Below are 26,031 nucleotides of genomic sequence, written 5' to 3'. Positions count from 1 at the left end.
AGGACTGTTGTTAGTGTATTACCTGGACTTAGAGTCATGATAGTTAGAGTCAGGTTTTTGTCAAAAATTTTAATAGCGATTAAAGACTGATCAAGATTACATCACACCAGATTTGGGAGAATTAGAATATTATCCAATTCAGCCGTAAAATCATTAAGACTGTTACTATGATTAAACTTCCCGGTTATTTAATAATAAACTTACTTTACGACGGCTCCCGAACCCAAGTTTATCACGGACGGCAGAACTTAACCCAGCAATCTGTCGCTATCAAAATCCTTAAGAGCGAATATCCTACCTTTTCGGAACTGCTGCATTTCCGCAATCAGTACACTATCGCTAAAAATCTCAGATTACCCGGCGTCATTCAATTTTATAGTGTAGAGACTTATCGCAACGGGTTGGCTCTGGTGATGGAAGATATGGGAGGTGTTTCTCTCCAAGACTATATTCGAGGGCAACCGTTAGCTTTAGGTGAATTTTTACCTCTGGCGATGCAGCTTGCTCAAACCTTGGAAGGTCTATATCAAAATGGTGTAATTCACAAAGATATTAAACCGCAGAATATTCTCATTAATCCTGAAACTAAGCAGATTAAAATCATTGATTTTAGTATTTCTTCTCTCTTGCCGAAGGAAAATCCAATCCTACAAAATCCCAATGGAATCGAAGGCACTCTTGCCTATATGTCCCCAGAACAAACGGGAAGGATGAATCGAGGGATTGACTACCGCACAGACTTTTATTCCTTAGGGGTAACATTTTATCAACTTCTAACAGGCCAATTGCCTTTCTGGAGTACTGACCCCATAGAGCTAGTTCATTCTCATATTGCTAAGGTAACCATTCCTCCGATCGAGGTCAATCCAGCCATCCCCAAAATGGTAAATGATATTGTCCTAAAGTTAATGGCTAAAACGCCAGAAGAGCGCTATCAGAGTGCTTATGGGCTTAGACATGATTTAGAAAATTGCTGGCAACAATGGCAAACGCAGGAAAGTATTTTATCCTTTGAGCTGGCAAAAAGAGATATTTGCGATCGCTTCGTGATTCCCGAAAAACTTTATGGTCGAGAAACTGAAGTGGCAACTTTACTCGCTGCCTTTGATCGAGTGAGCAAAGGTACAACAGAAATGATGCTGGTGTCAGGATTTTCCGGCGTTGGTAAAACGGCTGTTGTCAATGAAATTCATAAACCGATTGTCCGGCAACGCGGTTATTTTATTGCAGGTAAATTTGACCAATTCAAACGAAATATTCCCTTTTCTGCTTTAGTACAAGCTTTCCAAACTTTGATGCAACAGTTGCTCACAGAAAGTGATGTTCAATTACATCAATGGAAAGCGAAAATTTTAGCGGCCTTGGGAGAAAATTCTCAAGTTCTTGTCGATGTTATTCCTGAACTGGAACGCATTATTGGCAAACAGCCTCCTGTCCCTGAATTATCGGGTAGTGCGGCTCAAAATCGCTTCAATCTGCTTTTGCAAAAATTTATTGCTGTTTTTACGAATCAAGAACATCTCTCAACTTCGTCCCGCTATCCTATCATTCACACACCGTTGGTGATCTTTCTGGATGATTTGCAATGGGCAGACTCAGCCTCTTTGAGATTAATCCAACTATTGATGAGTGAAACTCAAAATTCTTATCTACTCATTATTGGGGCTTATCGGGATAACGAAGTCAATTTGGCTCATCCTCTCAAGGTCACTTTAGAAGAAATTCGTAAAGCTAATGAGGATAGACAAACAGCTTATCTTAGGGTCAACCAAATTACTTTAACTCCCCTCGGCCAACCTGACCTAAATCGTCTGATTGCTGACACTCTTTCCTGTCCGTTAGAACGAGCAAAACCTCTTACAGAACTGGTGAGTCAAAAAACAAAAGGTAATCCTTTTTTTACGAATCAATTCCTAAATTTTTTGTATAAAGAAGGATTGATTACCTTTGATTTTAATCATAAATATTGGCAATGTGATATTGCCTTGTTGAGGACAGTTGCCGCCAGTGACAATATTGTTGAGTTCATGGCAAGCCAATTACAAAGACTGCCCTTAAAGACCCAATGCGTCCTGAAATTAGCGGCTTGTATCGGCAACTCCTTTGATTTGCAAACTCTCTCTATTGTTTATGAGAAATCTCAACTTGAAACGGCGGCTGATTTGTGGACAGCGATGCAAGAAGGCGTCATTATTCCCATCAGCGAAGTTTATAAGTTTTTTCACTCAGAGGATAATCAGCAAGACTCAAATCTATTACCCATTACCCATTATCCATTACCCAGGTACAAATTTTTACATGACCGAGTGCAGCAAGCCGCTTATTCTTTAATTCCCCCGAACCAAAAACAGCACACTCACCTCAAAATCGGTCAACGACTATTACACAATACTTCAGAAGTAGAACGAGAAGAGAAAATTTTTGAGATTGTCAATTCGTTGAATTATGGGGTGGAATTAATCTGTGATTGCCACGAACGAGAGGAACTGGCACAGTTAAACCTGATAGCGGGTCGCAAAGCGTTAAGTGCAACGGCTTATGCAGCGGCTAGAGGATATTTTACGGTCGGGAGGGAACTCTTAGCCGACGATGGCTGGCAGACTCAGTATGACCTGACACTGGCGCTGTCTGTCGCAGCAGTGGAAGCCGCCTACCTGAACACAGATTTTCAGCAGATGGAGGAATTGGCGGATGTGGTACTACATCAAGCGAGAACACTGCTAGATAAGGTAAAGGTTTATGAAGTGCAACTAGCAGCCTGTACGGCGCAGGTTAAACCGAAACAAGCTGTGGAGATGGGACTCGAAGTTCTCAATCTATTGGAGGTTAGTTTTCCGAGACAACCAAGTTCCTTAGATATTCAGCAAAAACTCCAAGAAATGGCATCCCTTTTTAAGGGGAGAAAAATCGAAGATTTGATTAATCTGCCAGCAATGGTAGCGCCAGATAAACTAGCCAGTTTAAGAATTTTATCAAGTTTAGTTTCTCCTGCCTATATTACAGCTCCAGCACTGCTGCCCTTGATTGTGTTGAAAATGGTTCATCTGTCCATTCATTATGGTAATGCTCCCTTATCTTGCTTTGCCTACTCATTGTATGGGCTGATTTTAAACGGTGTTCTTCTAGAAATTGACTTAGGTGATGAATTTGGTAAGTTGGCACTCAAATTAGTGGATCAACTCAACGCCAATGCACTGAAAACCAAAGTATTTTATACCGTTGCGGCTCATGTTTTATATGGAAAAAATCCTATCAAAAACTGCTTGCCTCTTTTACAAGAAGGTTATTCTAGGGGATTAGAAACTGGAGAGTTAGAATGTGGTTACTCAGCCAAAGAAAAATCTCAAATTTCTTATTTTTCAGGTCTGGAATTAACAGAACTTGAACCGAAAATCGCATCTTTTAGTCAAAGCCTTATTCAACTCCGACAAGAAGCGGCATTGAATTACAATCAAATTATTCATCAAGCTGTCTTGAATCTGCTGGGACGGTCGGAAAATCCCTGCTTGTTTATGGGTGAAGCCTACAATGAACAGACCATGCTACCATTTCATCAAAATGCTAATGATCGAAACGGACTTCATTATTTTCATTTCCACAAATTGATTATCTGTTATCTATTTGGAGAAGTCCAACAAGCCTTACACAATGCAATTCAAGCGGAACAGTATTTAGATGGAGTGATTGGGATGCTTAATGTACCCCTATTCTACTTCTATGATTCTTTAGTGCGGCTGGCAGTATATCCAAATGTCTTAAAATCGGAACAAGAACAGCATCTGGTTAAAATCAATAGTAATCAAGAAAAAATTCAGTTGTGGGCACATCATGCCCCCATGAATTTTTTACATAAATTTCACCTTGTAGAAGCTGAAAAATTTAAAGTTTTAAATCAAAATTTTGAAGCTATAGACTCTTATGATAAAGCGATTAGCCTCGCTAAAGAGTATGAGTACGTTAATGAAGAAGCACTTGCTCATGAACTTGCGGCAAAATTTTACCTGGCTTGGGGAAAAGAAACCATTGCTCAAGCTTATTTGATTCATGCTTATTATGCTTATGCCCGGTGGGGAGCTAAGGCAAAAGTGCATGATTTAGAAAAACGCTATTCTCAATTAATGACTCCCATTTTACAAAGAGAAAAAATTAGCAAAGGCATGAGTAGTACACTCAGTCATTTAACGACAGAAACACTCTCTACCAGCAGTAATCCTGTTTCTCAATTCTTGGATTTATCTTCAGTCCTGAAAGCCTCACAAGCCATTTCTGGAGAAATTGTTCTCGATCAATTGCTATCTACTTTAATGCAAGTCATTATCGAAAATGCAGGTGCTCAAAAAGGAGTTTTCATTTTACAGAAACAAGACCACTTAGTGATTGAAGTGGTAGCTCAAAGCAGTCCAACGAAAGTGAGTGTTTTACCCTCTGTTCCGGTTGAATCTAGCACCGACATTCCTCTACGTGCGATTAATTATGTACAACATACAAGAGAAACGTTGGTACTCGATAATGCCACGAGCCAAGCCTATTTAGCAGCCGAACCTTACATCATTCAACATCAAACTAAGTCGCTTTTGTGTACTCCTATTATCCATCAAAACAAGCTGATAGGAATTCTTTATTTAGAAAATAATTTAATGATCGGTGCTTTTACCAGAAATCGAATAGAAATTCTAGGATTACTTTGTTCCCAAGCGGCTATTTCTTTAGAAAATGCTGGACTTTATCAAAAATCTCAACGATATGCTCAGCAGTTAGAACAGTCTCTGCAACAACTCAAACAGACTCAATTAAGATTGATTCAAAGTGAAAGAATGTCTACTTTAGGTCAGTTGGTTGCCGTTGTGGCACACGAAATTAATAATCCGGTTGGTTTTATTACCAGTAATCTAGGCTACGCTCAAAAATATGTACAGGATATGTTAAGTATTTTGCAATTATACCAACATAAATTTACTCAACCTGGAGAAGAAATTGAGCAAGAAATCGCCTCTATTGAGTTGGAATATTTGATGGAAGATTTACCCAATATTCTATCTTCAATGAAGGAAGGAGCAGAGCGAATTAGTCATATTAGCACTAGCTTAAAAACCTTCTCTCGTTCCGATACATTTGATAAAGTGGATTTTAATATTCATGAGGGGATTAATAGCACGTTGACAATTTTGAAATATCGATTGAAAGCGAATGATAAACGTCCAGCCATTGAAATTATTCAAGAATATGGGAATTTACCCCTAGTCAAGTGCTACCCTGGACAAATCAATCAAGTGTTTATGAATATCATCGCCAATGCCATTGACGCTTTAGATGAATTGAATCAAGGATACTCCTATGAGGAAATTCAAGCCCATCCTAATAGAATTACAATTCACACGGCACTGTCGGTAGATCATCAAAACATTGTAATTCGGATTCAAGATAATGGGGCAGGGATGTCAGAAGAAGTTAAACAGCTCGTATTAGACCAATCATTTACAACAAAACCCGTGGGTCAAGGAACAGGATTAGGGCTATCAATTTCACGTCAAATTGTGGAAGAAGCACATGGTGGACAGCTAACCTATAGTTCAAACGTGGGGCAGGGCACGGAGTTTGTCATTACTCTTCCACTCCATTAACTCAATCCTGATCCATGCTATATTTTCACGTTGATATAAGCCGATTCACTTAAGGTGCGACGGAACTCCCCCGGAGTTGTCCCCGTCCAACGTTTGAAGGCTCGATGAAAAGCGCTGGTTTCCGAAAACCCTAAAAGAAACGCAACTTCGTACACCGCCATTTGGCGTTCTTGCAGATAGTGAATGGAAAGTTCTCGCCGCATCTCATCCAGGAGTTCTTGATGAGAAGTACCCGCTTCCTTGAGCTTACGCTGTAGAGTCCGAGGGGCAAATTTCAGCTTTTTTGCGATCGCATCCAACCCCGGATCGCCACCCCGTAAGCCCACACTAATTTCTTGACGCACACTATCGACAATATTTTCGGTTCGAGGCAACTTGGCTAATAATTCTTCCGCATATCGGTCTAGCAGCGCACAAAGTCCAGGGTCTGATTTTAACAGGGGTTGATTGAGCCATGCCGCATCAAAGGTAAAGGAGTTAACCGCTTGCTCAAACGCCACAGGAGCTTGAAACAGCTCACGATAATAAGAAATATCGTCTGGTTGTTGGTGTTGAAAACCGACCTGAAGCGGTACCAAATTCAAACCCGTCATTCTGCGAACATTCACAATAATCGTTGCCAAAACCCACTGGCATAGCACTCCGGGTAGGGGAAGATGACTTCCTGGAACTGAATGAGTAATTTGCGTTACATTACCCTTTGTCTCCAACGTCCACTTTGCCCCTTCGTGGATTAACCGACTGTAGCGTATAAACCGGGACAACGCCTCGCCTACGTTAGAACTGCTGTAAGCCGCATAGCCCACCACATCCAAGACTTCAGGTTCAACTAACTGGACTAAACGCAATCCAATCGCCTCATCACCCGAAAGTCGGGTAATTTCCCGCCAGAGGGCATAGACTTTTTCATGGGGAATTCGCGCATCGGTAGCCTCAAGGATGGAGGAGTCGAGTCCAACCGCGCCGAGCAAAGTTTGAGTCTCTAAATTGGCCTTGGCGGCAGCATGTAGAACGACTTTGACGTACCTGAACCATACGGTATACGGCATTTGAGTTCTTTTCCACACCTAAGTGATGCCAGTTGTGAAATTGACACTTGCGGTCAATGTTTTGACGCCGTGGGTCACTGTGGAGAGGGCTTTATATCTCTTAAATTACAACTAAGAGCTAAAAGCGCACAGGAGCGACAGGCTTTCCTACATCAAGTATCCCCTAAAGGAAATTAACTTGGGTGGCGCGTGAACGGGAGAGCGCGTCTAAACGAAGGAGCTAAAAACCATGCAACTCACCAATCAAGAAAACCTCTCGAAGGGTGTAAAGCCGAAATTTCAACAGACAACAATTTTAGCGGCGATCGCTGCTCTAGCCGCTGGCGGAACCCTAATCTACGGTTTAAAAACCTTTCAATCCACTCAGAAAAGTTCCTTACCCCCTCCCGCCGCTACTGTTCCGGAAATCACCCAGGTAACTGCCTTGGGGCGTTTAGAGCCTCGCGGAGAGGTGATTCAACTGTCTGCACCCACTTCAGTCGAAGGAAGTCGAGTCGCTCAACTGCTGGTGAAACAAGGAGAAAAAGTTCGTTCTGGGCAAGTTGTGGCAATTCTGGATTCACACGATCGCCTCCTCGCTTCCTTAACACAAGCGCAAGAACAGGTTGATGTTGCCCAAGCCAAACTCGCTCAAGTGAAAGCTGGGGCAAAAACCGGAGAAATTAATGCCCAAAAAGCCGCGATCGCACGTTTAGAGGCAGAACAACAGGGAGATACGACGGCTCAACAAGCCACCGTTGCCCGCTTAGAAGCCGAGTTACGCAATGCCCAAACCGAATATCAACGCTATCAATCCTTATACCAAGCCGGTGCAATTTCTGCCTCGAACCGCGATAGTAAGCGCTTAGTTTTAGACACCGTTCAACAGCAACTCAACGAAGCCAAAGCCAACCTGAATCGAATCCAACAAGCCAAGCGAGAGCAAATAAACGAAGCGCAAGCCACCCTGACACAGATTGCTGAAGTGCGTCCGGTCGATGTGCAAGCCGCGCAAGCCGAGGTGAATAATGCGATCGCAGCCGTTAAACGCGCACAAGCTGACCTCGATCTCGCTTATGTGAAAGCGCCTAGAGACGGTCAAATCCTCAAAATTCACACCTGGCCTGGGGAAGTCGTCAAAACAGACGGAATTGCCGACTTGGGTCAAACCGACCAAATGTACGTCGTTGCAGAAGTTTATGAAAGCGATGTGAGTAAAGTGCATCCGGGTCAAATCGCCCAAATTACCAGCAGTTCATTTAGTGACGAATTGCTGGGAACAGTAGACGAGGTTGGTTTGCAAGTTCGCAAAAAAGATGTCCTCAACACCGACCCCGTTGCAGACATCGATTCTAGAGTGGTTGAAGTGAAAATCCGTCTCGATGACAGCGCCACGCCAAAAGTGGCGGGTTTAACCAACGCACAAGTCAAGGTTGCGATAGCGAAGCGCTGCTGCGAAGCGCAGATCGAACTCAACAAATCACAAACCGATGGGGGTACTCGCTGATGTTCCACCGCAAAATTCCCCTATCCTGGCTTCAACTAACTCGCGAAAAACCCCGCCTCATGGTGGCGCTGGCAGGAATTGCCTTTGCCGATATTCTCATGTTTATGCAATTGGGTTTCCAAGCGGCGCTTTACGACAGCACCACGCGATTACATCAAAGTATCCGCGCTGACTTGGTGTTAATTAGCCCCCAAGGCCGCAACCTGATGAATATGGCAACCTTTCCTCGCCGTCGCCTCTACCAATCCATGAGTTTGACGGGGGTAAAATCAGCCGATGCCCTATACATCAATGTCGCCGATTGGAAGAATCCCCAAACTCGTCACAAAACTGGAATTTTAGTCGTGGGTTTTGACCCTGACAAACCAGTATTTAATTTACCGGGAGTCAACGAAAATCTGAATACCATCAAACTTCCGGATGCGGTGTTATTTGACCGCTCATCTAGAGGGGATTATAAAGTAACCATCGCCCAAGTGGTTCAAGGCAAATCCGTCAGCACAGAAGTGGGCGATCGCAAAATTAACATCAGTGGTTTATTTAGCATCGGCGCTTCCTTTGGTGCAGATGGCAGCTTAATTACCAGTGACCTCAATTTTCTCCGGATATTTCCCCGACGTAATCCAGAAAGTGTCAGCGTGGGTTTAATTACCCTGCAACCGGGTACCGACCCCCGCCTCACAGCAGACGCATTGCAAGCCAAACTCCCTGAAGATATCAAAGTTCTCACTAAGCCAGAATTTATTGAATTTGAAAAGAATTACTGGCAAACCAATACAGCGATCGGGTTTATTTTCACCCTAGGGACAATGATGGGATTTATCGTCGGCGTGATTATTGTCTACCAAATCCTATACACCGATGTTGCCGATCACATGGCTGAATACGCCACCCTCAAAGCAATGGGTTACAGAAACTTCTACCTGCTGAGTGTCGTGTTTCAAGAAGCTTTAATTTTGTCACTTCTCGGCTATCTCCCTGGAATTTCCCTATCCGTTGGGCTGTATGCCCTAACCCGCAATGCCACCAATCTTCCCCTATTTATGGCTACTCTCAGAGCTTTACAAGTACTCATTATGACAATGGTCATGTGTGCCATTTCCGGAGCGATCGCCATGCGTAAGCTACAGTCAGCCGACCCAGCAGACATCTTCTAGCCAACACATTATATTCCCTTTCCCTACATTTATACAGGTCAAAAAATCAACCTATCTTTCCCCACTTTTCTCCTCTCTTCTCTGTGTTCTATGTGCCTGGAGTTGTTCGTTCTATTTCAACAAAACCACCCATTTAAAACAAAAAGAAGAGATTGATATCAATATGCAAAAAGCGAACAAAGGAAACTCCAAGTCCAACCCCAAAAAGCCCATGTTACCAAAACCCGTCATTGCCATTCAAAATCTCAACCACTACTTTGGTCAGGGAAAATTACGCAAGCAAGCATTATTTAACATCAACCTAGAAATTTATCCCGGTGAAATTGTGATTATGACCGGGCCATCAGGTTCAGGAAAAACCACCCTACTCACGATGGCAGGTGGTTTGCGAGCAGCCCAAGAAGGTAGCCTTCAAGTATTAGGTCAAGAGCTATGTGGAGCCACCCAAAATCAACTTGTGCAGGTGCGTCGTAACATTGGGTACATTTTTCAAGCACACAATTTACTAAAGAGCCTAACCGCGCAACAAAACGTACAAATGGCTCTTGAACTGCATAATGACATTCCCGTGAAGGATATGCCAGCCTTAGCGGCTCAAATGCTAGAGGCAGTGGGGTTAGGGCACCGAATCAATTACTACCCAGAAGACTTATCTGGAGGGCAAAAACAACGAGTTGCGATCGCACGCGCTCTAGTCAGCCATCCCAAATTAGTATTAGCCGACGAACCCACCGCCGCACTCGATAAAAAATCCGGTCGCGATGTCGTTGAACTGATGCAGCATCTAGCCAAAGAACAAGGCTGCACCATTTTAATGGTGACTCACGATAATCGGATTCTGGATGTAGCCGATCGCATTGTCCACATGGAAGATGGGTATCTGGCTTCGGATTCTAGCTTAGAGCGATCGAATCAGGAGAGTCTAGCGGTGGCATAAAGTTAATACCATATCGGGGTGATGACCCCATTTTTTATATGAACCACACAGACACAGAGTTCGCACAGCTTAGAACAAGAAACCGAATACTAAAGGGTGAATTGACCTTGCATTTGACGAAGAGCCTTTATGCAGGCCGTGCAGTTGCATCCCATTTGGTCTAAAATCGGGTTGCTCTGTTGTGCAACCAAGTTGAGCATTGGATTGGTGCGGTGCTTCTTAACAATCTGTACAGCTGGTGCTTCCATCACAGAATCTATATTTGGGGCTACTACTGGAGCAGCATCTGCGGGATTGGCAATTAGTACCATAATCGCTAAGCTTCCAGCGGAGGCAAGTAAAGTCAGCGTAGCTCTGTGCATAAAAATTCCTCGGCAATGGTTCTTGGGGGAATAATCAATGTAAGAAATTATAGCCTTTTCCTTCCCGCCAGACTCGTACCTGCCTCAGACAGGAGAACGAGAACGCTTTCAAGCGAAACAAGACAAACTGAGCTACGACAGTACAGAAACCAGAGGACAAATTCAGCACCACTGAGGACACAATCCCAATCAACGTCAACTTAACTGACGGCACAGAGCTTTTCCAATTTTCGGACAGGTCTAATGGCTCTTGAGAGGATTAGGGATTAGAGATTTCCCTCCTCACCAGCCGCCAATCCCCTCAATGGCAGTCCCTATTTGTTTGGTCACTGTCCTCCAAACCCTTTGCCTCGCATAGATTTCGACCAAATCAGCAATTCACCATTTTGACCACCAGCAGCAAGTTGATGCCCTTGGGGATGCCAAGCCAGACAGGAAAAACCGTCGGGTGCGCCTTCCAAAATTTGTGCGACTTTTTTGGCTTTGTGCCAAAGACAAATTTGACCGTCGTCAGCGGCTGATGATAAAAGAAAGGTGTCAGGTTGAAAGGCTAAAGCCTGTACCATGCCGTCATGAGCCTCCAGCACCCGACCGTCCCAACCGCCTAACTCCTGAGCCTGCTTTTCCCAAACCACAACACCCTCCACGCTAGACATGGCTAATAGGGGCGCACCTACCGCCGTCAGTGGCTTCGACCACACCAGATTGCGGATTTTCCCGGGAAAGCCGCGCATCACCCAGGGGTCGAGGTTGCCCCATTCCCAAACCGTCAGGGTGTTGTCGAGATTGCCAGCAGCCAGGTACTTGCCATCAGGCGACCAAGCGAGCGCAACACTAGCGGTAGGCAGAGCGAAGAAACAGGGGTCATCATGCCAATCAGCAGCATTCCAAACCTTAACTCCTTTGTCGCCACAGATGGCTAGGTGCTGTCCCGATGGATGCCAGGATATGCCCAGTACAGACGACTCCTCAAAATTAAGTGTCGCTGCCACTTCAGCCGCATCAGCCTCCCACACTTGGACGTGACGCTTTAAACAAAAGGCAAGCTGGTTGCTTGTGGGACTCCAACTGAGCTTGTCAACCCAAGCCGGGGCATTTTCTAGAGTGTGCAAGGGTCTACATCTGTATACTCCTGCATTTGGATGCAAACGCCAAATTTTCACCCGTCCATCCTGACCGCCAGCAGCGAGAAATTCTCCATCCTTCGAGAAAGCAAGGCAGTCTACCGATTGACCCTCACCGACTTGTAGGGGAAACAAAGGCCATGCCACCTCGCCTTGACTGGGTAAATCTCGCCAAAGCATGACCTCCCCTGACGCAGAACTGGCAGCTAGGATTTTTCCATCCGGTGACCAGGCGATCGCGGTTACATATTCTGAAAGTGTCCCCGAAAAGTGTCGGTCGAATAACTTTTTGCCCGTAGCATTTAAGCCATACACGCTACAAAGTCCTCTCTGAGTTGAGCTTTGTCCAAATTGCGACCAATGAACACGAGTTCATTTTTGCGAGTTTCCCCAGGCTTCCAGGGGCGATCGCGTGTCCCATCAAACAACATGTGCACACCTTGGAAGACAAATCGATGGTCTTCTCCTTTGATGGTGAGAATGCCCTTCATACGGAAGATATCGGGTCCTTGCGTTTGCAACAGCCGCGACAGCCAATCGTTCAGCTTTTGACCGTCCAGTTCACCTGACTCAACTAGAGCGACAGACCCCACGGTTTCGTCATGTTCGTGAGCCGTTTCGCTCAAAAATTCTGGGTCAATTTCTAGAGCTCGTTGCAGGTCAAAGGCTTTGACTCCCAACAGGGCATCCATCCCTAACTCTGCGTTGCGGGTGTGGTGGATTTTTGCCATCGCATTCATCGCTCGAATCCGCTTTTCTAGCTCCGAAAGCTGTTCGGGTGTCACCAAATCCGTCTTGTTGATTAAAATCACGTCAGCAAAGGCGATTTGTTCTTGCGCTTCATCTGCCTCCCAGTGTTCCCAAATATGTTTGGCATCCACCACCGTCACGACGGCATCGAGAGAAAGTTGCTCCCGCATATCTTCATCGACAAAAAAGGTTTGAATGACGGGTGCAGGGTCAGCTAACCCAGTGGTTTCAATCACCAGATGGTCGAATTTGTTGCGCCGCCGCATCAAGTTGCCGATAATCCGAATCAAGTCACCTCTCACGGTGCAGCAGATACAGCCGTTGTTCATCTCAAAGATTTCTTCATCGGCATCGATGACGAGCTGGTTGTCAATGCCGACTTCCCCGAACTCATTGACAATCACGGCAACCTTTTTACCGTGTTCGTGGGTGAGGATGCGATTCAGGAGCGTTGTTTTCCCCGCTCCCAGGTAGCCTGTGAGAACCGTAACCGGAACTGAGCTGGATGTTTTGGCAGTAACCATAGAATAATAATAATTCTCTGTTTTCCATAATGATAATCACTCTCATGGCAGTAGGGAAGGTTTTCACCCATTCAAGTCAAAATTTAGTTATGACACTAAACATTGATTGAGCTGTTGGAGGATTTCATCGGTATCCAGATTGCGACCAATAAATACCAATTGGGTTTTGGGCGAACTGAGCCATACATCATCCTGTAAGTCGTAACGAGAACCACTCAGTTGAAAGATATGCCGTAATGGACTATCACTAAACCAGAGGATGCCTTTTGCCCGGAAGACATTGTTGGACATCTGTTGTGTCAGAAATTTCTCGAATTTGTGGACATCAAAGGGGCGATCGCTCACAAAAGAAACTGAAACAAATCCATCATTTTCTAAGTGATGCGAATGATGTCCATGGTGATGATGGTGATGCTCATGGTCATGTTCATGATGGAAATGATGCTCGTGAGCGTCGTGCTGCTTTGTCTCCAGCTCTTTATTATATTCCTCGATCTGCGTCAATCCTACATCCAAAATTAATGGTAATGGCACTTGACCATATTGACAATGTAGAGTTCTAGCACCCTGTTTGACCGTCCTCAGATAAGATTCTAATTCCTCTAACTTGTACCGAATACTTGTTTACAAGAATCTCCTCTCGTTATTTCTAACCGTTGAACGTCATACCATAACGCGATGAACTTCAGTCTGGTGCGTGCCATCGGGATGCAAGTGGAGCAAGCGAAAACCCGGTAGCTTGTCCTTAGGTGTAGCTTGAGGTAAATCTAACTGCAAACAAGTGGAAGGGCTACCGTAAAAATGGGTATTGCCCTGTTGTTGGTGAAACGCGGTGTGAATATGACCAAATACTACGGCTTGTACTTGGGAGGCGCGATCAATCAGGGCAAGGAATTCATCCGCATTTTGAACTTGCATCTGATCTAACCAATCAATCCCAAAAGGTAAAGGATGATGGTGCAAAGCTATCAAAGTAGGAAGTTCAACTTCGAGACTTTTTGCTAAAAATTGCAACGACTGGGGAGATATTTCACCTTCGCCAAAACGGGAATTAGCTAAAGTTGAATCCAATAAAATTAATTGCCAACCCCCTAGAAGTACAGCTTTTGGTGCATGAAAAAGGGAATGAACGAGAACTTCTCTCATTACTGACAAGCGATCGTGATTGCCAGAAAGCCAATAGGTAGGAATTTGCAGCGGACTAATCAAATCAATTAACTGTTGATAGGCAGAGGGAGAACCTCTATCAGCCAGATCTCCCGTCAGCAGAAGATAATCAGGATTGATTTTTGCCACCTGCTGCACTACCGCTTTTAAACTGTGCCAAGGACGAGAACCCCGCAGTTCCGCATCGGGATGACAGCAAAGATGGGTATCAGTTAATTGAGCGATGGTAATGGACATCGACATCAATACTAAATGAGAAATCAAAGTTTTTAATAGTGCTGAGACAGACGCAAGTTATCCCAAACCAGTAAGCTGTGAATTGCAGTTAGGGAAATTCCCCAAATTGCATTACCTTCACTAATCCCCAAGCAAAGGTAGAGATTGTCCAGGGATACTGACGAAAGCCAAATCCTAATACTTGATTGACTAGCCAAACAGTCATTACTGTAGCTAAGGCACGACGACGGGGAAGAGTCGATCCGGCGATCACACCAAATCCCACCAAGGGAACGGTACAAGTATAGATAACATTACTTGCGGTTGCTAAAGCTAAGAGGAGGAAAAACCAAAATTGACTTTTAGCGATCGCTTGACATCCCCGTAACCAATCTTGAGTCAGATTTGGTTTCAATGTCAGATTTGATTCAATGTAACTCATAGTATTGTCTCCTTTGAATTAATTAAAACGGCAAACTTCAAGATTCCACTTTGACTGGTGGATAAAGATGGTCTTTAATCGGTTGACCTTGTACCAAATGTTCTCGGACAATCCGACTAGCAAGATCGGGATTAACGCGGGTATACCAGGTGCGATCGCCCGAATAAAACACTACTGGCCCCATCTTGCAAACCTCCAAACAACCGGAAGTCATGACATACACATCCATTCCGGCATCTTTTACTGCCTGTTGCAGCGCCTCCAAAATCGGCTGCCAGTTGCGCGATGGGTAACAGCGACTTGAGCGGCATACTGCCAGATAAGGGCGCTTAAGTGGGTTATTCTCAAACGGGATGGGGCGGGTACCCAGGACGTAAATCTCGCGCAATTCCTGGTAAAGACTCAACTTTTCCAGTTGAGGTTTGCCCTCCGGTAACAAGTCTTCATCCTCCCCAACAAAGGGATTGGGCAAAAACAGATTCATCATCTTTTCGCCTGCACCGTTCCAGAACTGAATGCCCCAACTGCGGGCTTCTCCTTTTTCATTTAAACGACGATACAGCGATGCCCGATGAATTAACCGTTGCTGTCGCAGTTTGGGGGGTGTTTTTTCCAAAGGGCCGCCCAAATGTTCTTCCAGGCAAAGATGCAGATGCCACGCCTCGGTTACGACAGTGAGATAGCCATCGTAGAGGATGCAAATTTTCGGGGGTTGGGTAAATTCCAGTTCCAGTACACTACCCTCTACCACATGACCAATCTGGGTTTCCTGCCAGCGTTCTTGAAATAGGGTGTACAACAGGGGGCCGGTGACATCAATCGTACAGGGAAAGTCTTCGTACTCAATCTGTCCGCCCGTTGGTAGGGGTTCGGTAAGGCAACAATTGAGCGGTGTAACCAAACGAGAGAATTCACCCATATAAATTTCCTAAAATGTGGTACTGATACCCAGCCGAAAACTACGTCCCACTCCGGGATAACCGGGATATTGTTCGTATTGCTCGTCAAATAAATTATCCAGGATAACGTTGAATACTACATTCCCACCCAAGGGGATATGGAGTTTGAGAGCGACGGCTATTTTATGTTGAACTAATCGCATCATTTTTTCCTTCTCTCTGTTGGGTGTTCTGAGGTTGGAATTCTTCCCATTCTTTGCAGACAATTTCGTGACATTGCGGCGGGGTAATCGGTAAATTTGTCAAGTAAAAAAAGGCAGCTTGATTGGCATATTCCAACAAAAAGACAACATCCTTTTGGGGATTATAGTTATCTACAGCTTGGAGAATGTAAGCGTTCATAAAATGCCTTTGCAGTAGCACTGTATCGGGAGCTGATAACCACGCATTTAGAAAAGCGGCTAGACGACGACGCGGGACAAAGTGTGCTTTGAATGTTTCTCCACAAGCACCAACAGTTGGAGAATTGGTACTACAAATAACCGCACCACGCTCTCCTCCCAAGTAACCAACCCAAGCGTTATAACCAATTGCTAACAGGTTAGTGGCGATAAAATCTTGCTGCCAATCTTGAGTGTTTGTTTCAGTCATCGTCTAGGTTCCTACAATTACGACTTCTGTAAAACTTTGACCTGGAGCCGGTGGAGCCTTATCTGACTTATTGGCAATTGGTGATGTTGTTGTTGCAACTGAAACGGTTGAACATGACTACACCCTGAAATTTGTGAGCCGTCCATTGCCGCGTTTCAAGGGCGATCGTCAAGTCATCAAGACACTGAAAAATCTACCTCAGACGAATTCAGCGTTTTCGATTCATTTTGGTGCTGTTGCGAGCGGTGACGAGGATGTTGTTGATGCTGCAAGAGGACAAGAATTAATGAACTTAACCAATTGTATAGCGGTGGCGTGGGAAGGAGCAGGAGGAGCAAGAGCGTGTAAATTCAATAAGAAAGATTACCTTGAATTGCGTGGAGTAACAGATACAGCAGATTATCAAGCAGCGGCAGATTTTGAAGTGAATTTAGAGAAATCTATGCACAATTTAGCGCAGGTCATCGTCCAATGGAGAGCAACTCTGTGACAAGCAGCGCGGCACAACAATCCCAATGCACCGGAACAATGTCAAATGATCGGTGAGTGGCAAAGGTTATCTGCGGCGGGTGATGGGCAACGTTAGCCGGCTTCACTTACAGCGGTTTTCCCATGAGTAAGCCACCCCCACACCCCCTATCTCATCCCAGTGGGAATCGCTGTAAAGTCTTTAAGATCGCTTGAAGAACACATTTTGTGTTCTATTTATCTATGCCGTCAGGTTGGGTTATTCAATGGGGTTGCGATCGCATAAAAATTGAGTGGGCAGGATAAGCGATGTCCAGATCGCACGCAAACACGCAGTCAATTTTTGATTGGAACGTTTACTAGGGTAAAAAAGTGTTGCGGTAAGCTTTTGGCGTTACTCCAACAGTCTGGTGAAACTGTCGAGTAAAGTGGCTAGGACTGATGAATCCACATTGCAACCCCACCTCTAAAATGCTCAGGTGGGGTTGCTCAAGCAATTTTTTTGCCTTTTCAATGCGCTTCTGGCGAACATACTGAAATGGGGCGATTCCCATCGTTTGTCGAAACATGCGGCAGAAGTAGTACTGACTCATCCCAGCAATGTCGGCTAAATCCTGCAAGCTAATGGAGTGTTGCAGATGGGCATCAATATATTCCAATACAGGGATTAGTCTATATCTGGGTATGCCTCCGGTGTAGACCGGCAACAGAGGTGGCTGCGTTACGTACTGCTTGAGCAAATGGACTATCAAAGCAGTGGCTAGGGAATCTCCATAGAGTGGACCGATGGGATGACCAGACTCTGTATCGGACTTGAGCAGGTGCAAAATTTGGCTGATGAAGGGATCGCCATCGTGCAACCAGCAAAAGTTGAGTTCGATGCGATCACACCCCACCGCCTCATGGACCACCGTCCCCAGTAAAGATGGATCTAACGCCAGCACAATCGCCTGCGATCGATTCTGCCAACGCGAGGCAAAGGGTACTCCAGCCGGAATCATACAGAGGCTCCCTGTAGGTGCCATTTCTGAATGGCGGCGACCGTCGATCCATTGTTCACCGTGCCATGGGCCAAGCATCAAGCCGATGTGATGGTGGGAGACACAATACTCAGGGATTTCCCAAGGCGGAGCGTCGTGGTGCTCCAACACTAACCCCCGCCAGTGCCCCTGACTGAGCAGCAACGGCGGTGATGGCAACAGTTTGTCGTACTCAAGCCCTTGATGATAATCGAGCAAGGAAGGCGACTTCGGCACGATGGATGGCTTAAAGGGTGTAGATGATTTTCTAAAATATCCTAATTTTGCACGATCCCTTTTGAATTTGTAAGATTTGCGCTACCGAAATGAAAATTAATGCTCTTCAACAGTTTTTTAAGGGCAAAAGGCAACTGAAGACAAGTTTGAGCAAGCGTCGGCAAGACAACGCTAAAGGTAGTAGCTAGGGTAGAGAAGTTGTTGAAAATTGATAGCAGTGGCTGGCTGAATTGCTCCATATCAGCAAGCAACTCTGTCAGAAGACAAAGGGACATCGGCTAGAGAGTTGTGACATTGAGGTGCCATGGCTGAGCCATTTCCGTTTTATCAGGGGTATGACCGCTATCGTGCTCGATATCCCAAGGCCGCGATCGCCCAAATCCTCTCCGGCATAACCGCCGATGCCATCCTCGCCGCCGACATCGGTGCCGGGACGGGCATTGGCTCCCGCTTGCTGGCAGACCGGGGAGTGCAGGTGATTGCGGTGGAACCGGGGGCTGAGATGCGGCAGGGGGCGATTCCCCACGACGGGGTAAAGTTCGTGGAGGGCAGCGCTGAACAAGTGCCTCTAGGGACAGCCTCGGTGGATTTAGTCACCTCCTTCCAGGCGTTCCACTGGTTCGACTTTACCCAGAGCCTGAAGGAATTCCACCGCATTCTCAAGCCCGGTGGTCGTCTGGCCCTGGTCTGGAACTTCTGGGACCAGCGGGATGCCGTTTCCCAGACCTATACGAAATATCTCTACCAGGCATCCCAACCGGCGGATAGGTATCTGAAACCGGCGGATAGGTTTTCCCTCAAAGGTGGACTCAACAAACTCCGCTACCAGTTGTTCTGGTCCGGCGTTTACCTGCCCTACTTCAACAATCTACGGCGCTACACCTTTACCTTTGAGCAGTTTCTGAACCTGGAAGGGCTGATCGGGCTGGCCCGTAGCCAGGGTTCCACTCCCCAGTCAGGGATGGAGCTGGAACGGCTGGAGTCAAAGCTTGCGGAACTGTGCGATCGCGACTCTAACCCCCAGGGACAGGTGCGCCTGCTCTACACCACCCGCCTCTATCTGGCCCAGAGGAACTGAGCAATGGAGCAAGAAATCACCCTTCCCGAACCCCTCTGGTCGCTGCTGTGCTGCTGCGAAGTCCACTGCGTGGCAGCCTGCTGCGGCCTCGATGCCTTTGATTTTAGTCCCCACCATGTCCAGAACTGGATAGCTGAAACGGAGGCTAAAACCTTCAGTCAGGTGCGTCTTCAGTTGCGGGAACTGGTCTGTTCCATTGCTGACAAAACCTCTACCTATTCCTCTGACCAGCTCAACTTTTGGGGCGACTACTCCGCCTGGAAAACCTTACTTAAACAATGGGAGACCCTAGCTATGCCGTTGGATCAAGCCATTCCCATCTTGCTGTCGCGGGATATTTCTAAAAGCGTTTATTTTTATCAAAAGCTTGGGTTTGAGAGTAATTCTCCGGTCAATCCAGCCGCCGATTACGCCATTCTGCACCGGGGTTCTCTGGAAATTCACCTCACTTTCTATCCAGATATTGTACCTACAGAATCCTATTTGGCCTGCTACTTGCGAGTTGCCCAGGTGGATGAATTACTCCAGGAATTTCAAACTCTGGGATTGCCTACAGAAGGCATTCCTCGCATTGGCCCCTTAGAAGACAAACCCTGGGGCATGCGGGAGTTCTATATCGTTGATGCGGATGGGAACTTACTGAAGATCGGACAAATTATTTAGTTTTTTCTCTTCGACACCATGAGATTTCGCCTTGGCCCAGTCCCCACCGATCCTCACTTTTCTCCCATAGAAGAGGGTTGGAATCTGGTTCAAACCCCTAACCTCCTGAAATTGCAATTCCTGTCTATTCCATTTATCGTCCTCAGTTTTGTTTTCATTACGGGTTTAGTGTGGATATTTCTTCCCATCCAAATTGACCAGTTTTCATTAATCTACTTCTTGCTTACATTTGTTTTGCTGATTCCTGTACGGGCAGTGATTTTTGTTCTGCTTCACCCCCATCAGGGACGAACCTCCAGAAGCATAGTTAGCTTTACACTCAATCAGTTAATGCTCGTTTATGTTTACTACAATTGCGTGTTGACAAGGGAACGAGTTTTTCTCATTCTCTTAGTTCCTTTCCTGGTTCTTTCCACTATGGCGACTTTCGCGGCCACTGGATCTCAGATCCGGCGGGAGTGGTGCATCTCCTTTCCCAACAGGAGGAGGTACAAACGGTATGAGTAACGGGTTGCCACCGGATTCAAGCGCTGAGGCCTGTTATCATGCCGGGTTAGCTGCACTGGAAGATTGGTCTACCCGCCAGGACGCACTCTCTCTATTTCAGCAGGCCGTTGAGCTAGACCCCGAACACCTCGATGCCTGGTACGAGCTAGCCACACAGCAGAGGGAAACCGGAGATTATGCCGAAGCGCTTGTTTCCTGCGATCGCATCCTGTCCTTTGACCCAGACCACAGCCAGACCTGGGCCTGTAGAGCCGCAGCACGGCATGACCTCCAGCGTTTTACAGAAGCCATTGAAAGCTACGAACGGGCCCTTGAGGGCTTTGCGGATCTGCCTGACGTAGAGGTGCTGGATTACAGCGGTCTGTGGTCAAACCGGGGTAGCCTGTTGGCTCACCTGGGGCGACCAGAAGATGCGATCGCCAGCTACGACGAGGCGATCGCCCTTTTAGAGGCAGAGGACGATCCAGAAAACGACCAGACCCTGGGGTCTTATTACGGAGAAAAGGGCAACATTCTTTTCAGTCTGGGGCGTTATGAAGAGGCCATTGATACCTACAACCAGGCTTTCTTTTTGGAAGCCACAGCCCAGGAAAATCGATTCAAAGCCCATGCCCTTTTAGGCCGAGAACAGGAGCTTCTGGATGCCTATGATCAGCAACTCAGCGAATTTTCTGAAGGTGATAATAGCCCTAACCCCTATGGCGAAACCCCAGATTGGATCTGGAGACGAAAGGGCGACGTTTTGATGCAGTCCGAGCGCTATGAAGAAGCCCTTGCCGCCTATCAAAAAGCCTTTGAGCTAAATCCCGACTGGCACGATCTGGCGGTTAATGATGCCTTAGGAAAGTTGAATTATGCACAGCAGGACATTTTTACTCTGCTATTAGAAAATTATGATCGGGCTTTAGAAAACTATCCAGAAAAGGCTCAACTCTGGTACAAGCGAGCGCTGTTGCTCAGCACTCGCTCGGATAGGGCAGAAGCAGCACTGGCAAGTTTCGATCGTTCCTTAGCCGTTGACCCCAGTGATGTGGGCTGCTGGTATAACCGGGCATTGCTGCTAACCAATCTGCAACGACTGGAAGAGGCTGTCATCAGTTATGGGCGGGCACTGGCAATCGACCCCGACAACGATAGCTGCTGGCACAATCAAGCTCTGCTTCTGGAGCAATTGGGTCGATACGAAGAAGCCTTGAGCAGCTACGACAGCCTCCTCGATATTGACTCCCGCACAAAGCCCCCCAAGGCCGCCCCCTGGGTGCTCGATAAGAAAGCTGAACTGCTAAGACGGCTCCAACGGAGGGAGGAAAATTCATGAATCCTGAACCACCGGACTACCCCACTCTACTGGCCCGCAGCATGGCAGAACTGCGCTTCAAAACCCAAGCCCACAACAACCTCTGGATGCTGGGACAATGCAATTGGGAGGTCGATCAGGACCAGGGCACCATCCTGTTCACCAACCCCCGAGGTCAGAGCATCACCGCCCCGGTGCAAATCATCGGCACCTACAACACCCAGGATGGCACCTGGCTCTGGGGGTGGGATCATCCCTCCGTGGTGCCCGCCCTGCAGAACCATGCCCGCACCCTGCGGGACTACGGCGAAGCCCAAGGGGTAGAACGGCTCACCACCCGCAAACTCCACTGCTCTGAACTGGAAGCCTGGGAACTCACCGCCCTCGCCTGCTGCCTCTGCCACGGCGAAGGAGCCTATCGCGGTCCTGCGGGCACCACCCTGGTGTTCATGACCTTTGGCAAAACTACCATCCGTTCGGAGGGATGAATCTTCCACTCAAACAAGACATTCAGACATTGGATTGGGGTGAGCAGTCGAGAGAAAGGAGGTTCTGATGCTCTGGTTTATCATACTGATGGGGTTACTGCTGCTGATTTTTCTGGTGAATGCCATCAAATTTGAGTGGGACCATTCCGAACCTGACCCCCTGGCTCAGTCGGGCCAGAGTGGGAGCCAGCGGCGCGATCGCACCCGGCGTATTCTGGCTCAGGGTAGTCCCCAAACTCTGGAGGAATACCTGGAGATTTTCCCCGACGCCTGCCCCCGCTGCGGCGGACGCCACATTTACGAAAGCCTCACCCCTCGGCGATCGTTCATCACGCCCCTGCTCAGAAACCGCAAGCCAAAGCGCTCCTGGGTCTGCACCCGCTGCGGGCACAGTAACCTGTCTCAAAAACCTGTGAAGCCCCTGCAAAACCTTCGGTTCGTCCCCTCCCCGTACCTGTCGGCAGAACAGTCCCTGGCTATTCCAGAATGGCCCTGGGAACATTCCCCGGTTGTTCCGGTGTATCTGCATAACGACAACGTAACAACCATGGAGTTTGTGGTGGAAGTACTGGAGCAGGTGTTTGAGCTGCCGAAGGATCTGGCGATTCAGGTCATGATTCACACTCACCAACTAGGACGGAGTTTTGTGGTTGCCCTGCCCCTGGAGGAAGCTCAGGAGAAAGTTGCGATCGCACATCAGCGCAGCAAAGCAAAAAAATACTCCCTACGGTTCACGGTTGAAAGTGAGTGGATGTAAGTTCAAATGTGAGATCGCATGCATCGTGCTTTATTGGCTGGATGGTGGAATTCTACTATCGATATTGATATCATTCAGATTCTGAACCGGCAGGAACTATTGGAGCGTTCTTAATTACGATCTCAGGAGTACTGAAAGCGATCGCCAGCTAACACGTCATGGCAGCGGATTGTCGAGTGTGATCGGTGTGGTGTTTGAGGTGATCTGCAACCGCTGCATTTTGCCGTTAGGTGCCTCATGGAACAAGATGTCTTTGCACGCCTGTTTCGCGGTGAGGAGCAAGTCGGCATTGGACTCGCAGACTTGCCGACACCACCGACGACCGAATCCGAAAAGAGCGACATCGGTGTTTTCAAGCCAACGGCAATCGCTGGTTTCGACATATCCACTTGCGAATTCACGATAGTATTGGACGACGGTAGAACGGGCCGCGTGGTGTTGGACCCTGCCTCTGGTCCGAATTTCAGGTTTCGTATTTGGGGTCCCCTGAACGACGGCACCTAACCAACCGTTGCAGTTGATCGGCGACGCGGGCGTTGGGTAGGGTTCTCTTGCCGTGCGACCCGCTCCCGCCCGCGGCAGGCAACTGAGCGGAGCTACGTTGGGCTCCAAATCACAAGCCAGAATAAATGAAGGAGGTTGAGCATGAAGAGAATAATCGCCATCCTGGCGCTGTTTATTGCCCTGCTACTAGCAGCAGCGAAGTCTGCCGAAACAAAAGGAAATCCCCTTGATGCACCCGAGGCGGCATTTTGGCATGCCGAAAGCCGCACTTGGTTTGTGTCGAACCTGGGTGGTGGCCTTTCTTTGGCGCGTGACGGTTTTGGGTGGCTAACACGATACGATGAGAATGGGAAACTACTCGATGCGCGGTGGGTTGATGGCATGGATGCCCCGACAGGTATCGCTGCAGTTGGTAATCTGCTCTACGTTGCCGATCGTGCCGGTGTCCATGAAATCGATGTTCAGAGGGCAATAATCCTTCGCACAATCGAAATTCCGAATTCCAAATTTCTTAACGATGTGGCAGCCGCACCTAACGGCGACTTGTTTGTCTCGGATTTTGAAGCCAACCGTATCTACCGGCTAAACGGTGAACGCGAAGCTGAAGTATGGCTCGAAGGAGAGGAATTGGAAAATCCCAACGGGCTGATTGTTGAGGGCAATAACCTTATCATCGCGACATGGGGCCCGATGACAGACCCTGCCACATTTGCCGTCAAGCATCCGGGGACCCTTCAAAAGGCAGAGCTAGCTACACGCAAACTGTCTCCTGTTGGTAAAGGCCATCCGATAGCAAGCTTTGATGGAGTTATCGCCATCGGGAAGCACTACTTTGCTACCGATTGGCCGGCCGGAAGATTACTTCGCATCTCGGCGGAGGGTGAGGTGCAAGAGGTCCTGACGGGGTTTCATCAACTTGCCGATCTCGGCTATAACCCTGACAGAAAAACGATCGCCATGCCGGTGATGAGCGACAGTCGTTTGATTTTCCTGCACTTGGAGGCGATCAAGGACGAATAACAGGCCCAACGATCGCTTGCAAATGTAGGGCAAATCAAGCTCTAGGACTTGACGGTATAAAAACAGCAGCGCGCTCAGCGCTACATTCTGGGTCAAAGCAGCAACATTCCGCTCAATAGCAAGATGGGACAAGTAAGCTCGAATCTCCTCTACGCCCATTTCTCTAGGATAACGTTTGTTGTGAAAGAGAATAAAATCTTTAATGTAGTACAGGTAAGACTTTTCGGTTTTGAGACTGAAATGTTTGAGACGGATAGCTTGGCGAACTCGATCCAGCAGGCGAGGAGGTTGAGTCATCTGGTGTTGGGGTGCAACTATAGGCAATCAGGAGCATTAGACATCTCCGAAAATAGCCAAAAGCAGTCTCTGACTGCTTTTGAAGTATTTAACGCAGCCGGGTAATTTGAACCATTTCAACGTTTTTATTAGGGCTACAGCTAATTCAAATCAATAATTATCCCAAATATATCTATTTTTTATCTAAAATGTTTATCGATTTAGTCGCAGACTGAGCTATTTATAAATAACGTCCCAATCCTTAATCTGACTAATCCACACACTAGAAGAATTATTCTCTGATAACTCTTGGCTCTTAGGCGAAACCTTTCTTGGGCTACACGGAAAATCTTTAGTAATCTAATTACGTGTTCAACAAATATTCTCTCACTCGCTTTCTCTCGATTTTTTTGTTTTTCTTCTTGGCTTAATTCCCTGGCTCTCGGCTTTTTTTGAGGAGTTTCTATTTGGACTTCTCCTATATAGCCTTTATCTCCTTTGAATTTTTGTGTTGGAGCTAACTTGGATTGACCTTCTCTCCAAATATTTATGTCGCTAGTCGGCCCTGGCTTTCCCACTATAACATCTACAATCTCTTGTCCATTTGGTGTGACAATTAATTGATTTTTCAAAGTATGGTTTTTCTTTTTGCCTGAATAAAACTTTTTTTGTTCTTGATAGTCCTTGGGTCTCGGTATTGGCTGTTCACAGCTATCCACTATTAACTCCAACTCGGCGAGAATTTCTTGCACCCATTTATACTCACCGGGATTTTTTTTTACTTGTTCCAGCAGACTAGCAGGCAGCAATTCCCTCAATAGCTCTGACCAGTAGTGAAATATGTCATTCGCTGTTGATTCACTAACTCCGAACTGGACTCCTAGCATCTGGAATGTTGGCTCCGGGTGTAGATATACCAAAGTTAATATTATTTGGTCTTTGACTGATAGTTTTGGTCTTCTACCTCCTCCTGCCTTGTTTATCCTTACTTTTCTTTGCTCAATCTCGATATCTTTCTGTTGATGTAATAATTCAGCGGCAGCTATTAATTGCTGTAACTGTTCGTACTCTAGTCCAATTAATCGTTTACTTTCTTGTTGATTTTTTTCAAGGTACTCTGGTATATTACTCATTTTACTGTAAAAATTAAAAAGTAAATTATAATATTACCACTTTATTTTCGGTTTTTAATTATATTTCGGAGATGTCTACTAAGCGTAATGGAGTAAATACTCCACAAAAGACCACTACCCCATAAATGGCTCAGAAAAATCCAGCCACCGACAACACAAATATTGTTAAGCAGTAGATCCCAAAATTCAGCAACAGCCG

General features: G+C 46.6%; 22 protein-coding genes and 4 pseudogenes. 12 read left to right on the top strand and 14 right to left on the bottom strand.

Annotated features, from left to right (window positions below; translation table 11 throughout):
- Nucleotides 1-167 precede the first annotated feature (167 nt).
- On the top strand, nt 168-5,621 hold the full coding sequence (locus MIC7113_RS15160; RefSeq protein ID WP_015183032.1) for a trifunctional serine/threonine-protein kinase/ATP-binding protein/sensor histidine kinase: 5,454 nt from the start codon (nt 168-170) through the stop codon (nt 5,619-5,621).
- Nucleotides 5,622-5,638: 17 nt separating this feature from the next.
- Here the strand turns inward: MIC7113_RS15160 and MIC7113_RS15155 are convergent, their stop codons facing one another.
- A complete protein-coding gene (locus MIC7113_RS15155) occupies nt 5,639-6,670 on the bottom strand; it encodes an AraC family transcriptional regulator (RefSeq protein ID WP_015183031.1) in 1,032 nt (343 codons plus the stop codon).
- 229 nt (nt 6,671-6,899) lie between these two features.
- Here MIC7113_RS15155 and MIC7113_RS15150 point away from each other — a divergent pair, with 229 nt between their 5' ends.
- The 3 genes from MIC7113_RS15150 (at nt 6,900) to MIC7113_RS15140 (ending at nt 10,250) form a co-directional block, all read left to right on the top strand.
- Nucleotides 6,900-8,156 carry an ABC exporter membrane fusion protein gene (locus MIC7113_RS15150; RefSeq protein ID WP_015183030.1) on the top strand — a complete coding sequence of 419 codons (1,257 nt, stop codon included), beginning with the start codon at nt 6,900-6,902 and terminating at the stop codon, nt 8,154-8,156.
- Nucleotides 8,156-9,313 (top strand): ABC transporter permease DevC, encoded by a 1,158-nt coding sequence (devC, locus tag MIC7113_RS15145; protein ID WP_015183029.1) that lies wholly within the window; start codon nt 8,156-8,158, stop codon nt 9,311-9,313. Before MIC7113_RS15150 ends, devC begins: the two co-directional genes overlap by 1 nt.
- A gap of 163 nt (nt 9,314-9,476) precedes the next feature.
- Nucleotides 9,477-10,250 carry a DevA family ABC transporter ATP-binding protein gene (locus MIC7113_RS15140; protein ID WP_015183028.1) on the top strand — a complete coding sequence of 258 codons (774 nt, stop codon included), beginning with the start codon at nt 9,477-9,479 and terminating at the stop codon, nt 10,248-10,250.
- An 89-nt stretch (nt 10,251-10,339) separates the two neighbouring features.
- On the opposite strand, the gene MIC7113_RS15135 is transcribed toward MIC7113_RS15140, so the two are convergent.
- The 9 genes and pseudogenes from MIC7113_RS15135 to MIC7113_RS15100 form a co-directional block, all read right to left on the bottom strand.
- Complete coding sequence (locus MIC7113_RS15135) at nt 10,340-10,612, bottom strand: hypothetical protein (RefSeq protein ID WP_015183027.1); 273 nt, start codon at nt 10,610-10,612, stop codon at nt 10,340-10,342.
- 326 nt (nt 10,613-10,938) lie between these two features.
- The gene (locus MIC7113_RS15130; protein ID WP_015183026.1) at nt 10,939-12,051 is read right to left on the bottom strand and encodes a WD40 repeat domain-containing protein; all 1,113 of its coding nucleotides are present in this window, start codon (nt 12,049-12,051) and stop codon (nt 10,939-10,941) included.
- A complete protein-coding gene (locus MIC7113_RS15125) occupies nt 12,039-13,010 on the bottom strand; it encodes a CobW family GTP-binding protein (protein ID WP_015183025.1) in 972 nt (323 codons plus the stop codon). Before MIC7113_RS15125 ends, MIC7113_RS15130 begins: the two co-directional genes overlap by 13 nt.
- An 87-nt stretch (nt 13,011-13,097) precedes the next feature.
- Nucleotides 13,098-13,619 (bottom strand): annotated as a pseudogene (locus MIC7113_RS15120) (CobW family GTP-binding protein); the annotation flags it as partial.
- Nucleotides 13,620-13,673: 54 nt separating this feature from the next.
- Nucleotides 13,674-14,414 (bottom strand): metallophosphoesterase, encoded by a 741-nt coding sequence (locus MIC7113_RS15115; protein ID WP_015183024.1) that lies wholly within the window; start codon nt 14,412-14,414, stop codon nt 13,674-13,676.
- 88 nt (nt 14,415-14,502) lie between these two features.
- Nucleotides 14,503-14,835, bottom strand: a complete 333-nt coding sequence (locus tag MIC7113_RS15110) for a hypothetical protein (protein WP_015183023.1) — start codon at nt 14,833-14,835, stop codon at nt 14,503-14,505.
- 37 nt (nt 14,836-14,872) lie between these two features.
- Nucleotides 14,873-15,754: a (2Fe-2S) ferredoxin domain-containing protein gene (locus MIC7113_RS15105; RefSeq protein ID WP_015183022.1), complete on the bottom strand. Its 882-nt coding sequence runs from the start codon at nt 15,752-15,754 to the stop codon at nt 14,873-14,875.
- A 9-nt stretch (nt 15,755-15,763) separates the two neighbouring features.
- Complete coding sequence (locus MIC7113_RS36465) at nt 15,764-15,940, bottom strand: hypothetical protein (protein WP_155898005.1); 177 nt, start codon at nt 15,938-15,940, stop codon at nt 15,764-15,766.
- Nucleotides 15,918-16,385, bottom strand: a complete 468-nt coding sequence (locus MIC7113_RS15100; RefSeq protein WP_015183021.1) for a hypothetical protein — start codon at nt 16,383-16,385, stop codon at nt 15,918-15,920. The genes MIC7113_RS36465 and MIC7113_RS15100 overlap by 23 nt, the downstream gene beginning before the upstream one ends.
- Nucleotides 16,386-16,440: 55 nt before the next feature.
- Here MIC7113_RS15100 and MIC7113_RS15095 point away from each other — a divergent pair.
- A pseudogene (locus MIC7113_RS15095) lies at nt 16,441-16,875 on the top strand (5'-methylthioadenosine/S-adenosylhomocysteine nucleosidase); the annotation flags it as partial.
- 337 nt (nt 16,876-17,212) lie between these two features.
- Here the strand turns inward: MIC7113_RS15095 and MIC7113_RS15090 are convergent.
- Nucleotides 17,213-18,109 carry an AraC family transcriptional regulator gene (locus tag MIC7113_RS15090; protein ID WP_015183020.1) on the bottom strand — a complete coding sequence of 299 codons (897 nt, stop codon included), beginning with the start codon at nt 18,107-18,109 and terminating at the stop codon, nt 17,213-17,215.
- A gap of 304 nt (nt 18,110-18,413) precedes the next feature.
- On the opposite strand from MIC7113_RS15090, the gene MIC7113_RS15080 reads away from it, so the two are divergent.
- The 7 genes from MIC7113_RS15080 to MIC7113_RS38140 all read left to right on the top strand — a co-directional run bounded on the left by MIC7113_RS15080 (nt 18,414) and on the right by MIC7113_RS38140 (nt 24,423).
- A complete protein-coding gene (locus MIC7113_RS15080; RefSeq protein WP_015183019.1) occupies nt 18,414-19,187 on the top strand; it encodes a class I SAM-dependent methyltransferase in 774 nt (257 codons plus the stop codon).
- Between the two features lie 3 nt (nt 19,188-19,190).
- The gene (locus MIC7113_RS35435) at nt 19,191-19,850 is read left to right on the top strand and encodes a DUF6331 family protein (protein WP_015183018.1); all 660 of its coding nucleotides are present in this window, start codon (nt 19,191-19,193) and stop codon (nt 19,848-19,850) included.
- A gap of 499 nt (nt 19,851-20,349) precedes the next feature.
- Nucleotides 20,350-21,675, top strand: coding sequence for a tetratricopeptide repeat protein (locus tag MIC7113_RS15065; RefSeq protein ID WP_015183016.1), 1,326 nt, complete (start codon nt 20,350-20,352; stop codon nt 21,673-21,675).
- The gene (locus MIC7113_RS15060) at nt 21,672-22,142 is read left to right on the top strand and encodes a DUF6882 domain-containing protein (RefSeq protein ID WP_015183015.1); all 471 of its coding nucleotides are present in this window, start codon (nt 21,672-21,674) and stop codon (nt 22,140-22,142) included. The genes MIC7113_RS15065 and MIC7113_RS15060 overlap by 4 nt, the downstream gene beginning before the upstream one ends.
- 67 nt (nt 22,143-22,209) lie before the next feature.
- Nucleotides 22,210-22,899 (top strand): ATP-dependent Clp protease adaptor ClpS, encoded by a 690-nt coding sequence (locus tag MIC7113_RS15055; protein ID WP_015183014.1) that lies wholly within the window; start codon nt 22,210-22,212, stop codon nt 22,897-22,899.
- 237 nt (nt 22,900-23,136) lie between these two features.
- Nucleotides 23,137-23,403: a hypothetical protein gene (locus MIC7113_RS15050; RefSeq protein WP_015183013.1), complete on the top strand. Its 267-nt coding sequence runs from the start codon at nt 23,137-23,139 to the stop codon at nt 23,401-23,403.
- 141 nt (nt 23,404-23,544) lie between these two features.
- Entirely contained in the window at nt 23,545-24,423 is an 879-nt protein-coding gene (locus MIC7113_RS38140; protein ID WP_015183012.1) for an SMP-30/gluconolactonase/LRE family protein, read from the top strand.
- A gap of 90 nt (nt 24,424-24,513) precedes the next feature.
- Here the strand turns inward: MIC7113_RS38140 and MIC7113_RS38135 are convergent.
- The 3 genes and pseudogenes from MIC7113_RS38135 to MIC7113_RS39255 form a co-directional block, all read right to left on the bottom strand.
- Nucleotides 24,514-24,720, bottom strand: a pseudogene (locus tag MIC7113_RS38135) (site-specific integrase); the annotation flags it as partial.
- 200 nt (nt 24,721-24,920) lie between these two features.
- Nucleotides 24,921-25,832, bottom strand: coding sequence for an IS5/IS1182 family transposase (locus MIC7113_RS15035; protein ID WP_015180904.1), 912 nt, complete (start codon nt 25,830-25,832; stop codon nt 24,921-24,923).
- 77 nt (nt 25,833-25,909) lie between these two features.
- Nucleotides 25,910-26,023 (bottom strand): annotated as a pseudogene (locus MIC7113_RS39255) (fatty acid desaturase); the annotation flags it as partial.
- Between the last annotated feature and the right edge of the window lie 8 nt (nt 26,024-26,031).

Source organism: Allocoleopsis franciscana PCC 7113 (assembly GCF_000317515.1).
Lineage (GTDB): Bacteria > Cyanobacteriota > Cyanobacteriia > Cyanobacteriales > Coleofasciculaceae > Allocoleopsis > Allocoleopsis franciscana.
Note: the sequence above shows the minus strand (reverse complement) of the source record. Positions and strands in the feature narration are given on the sequence as shown.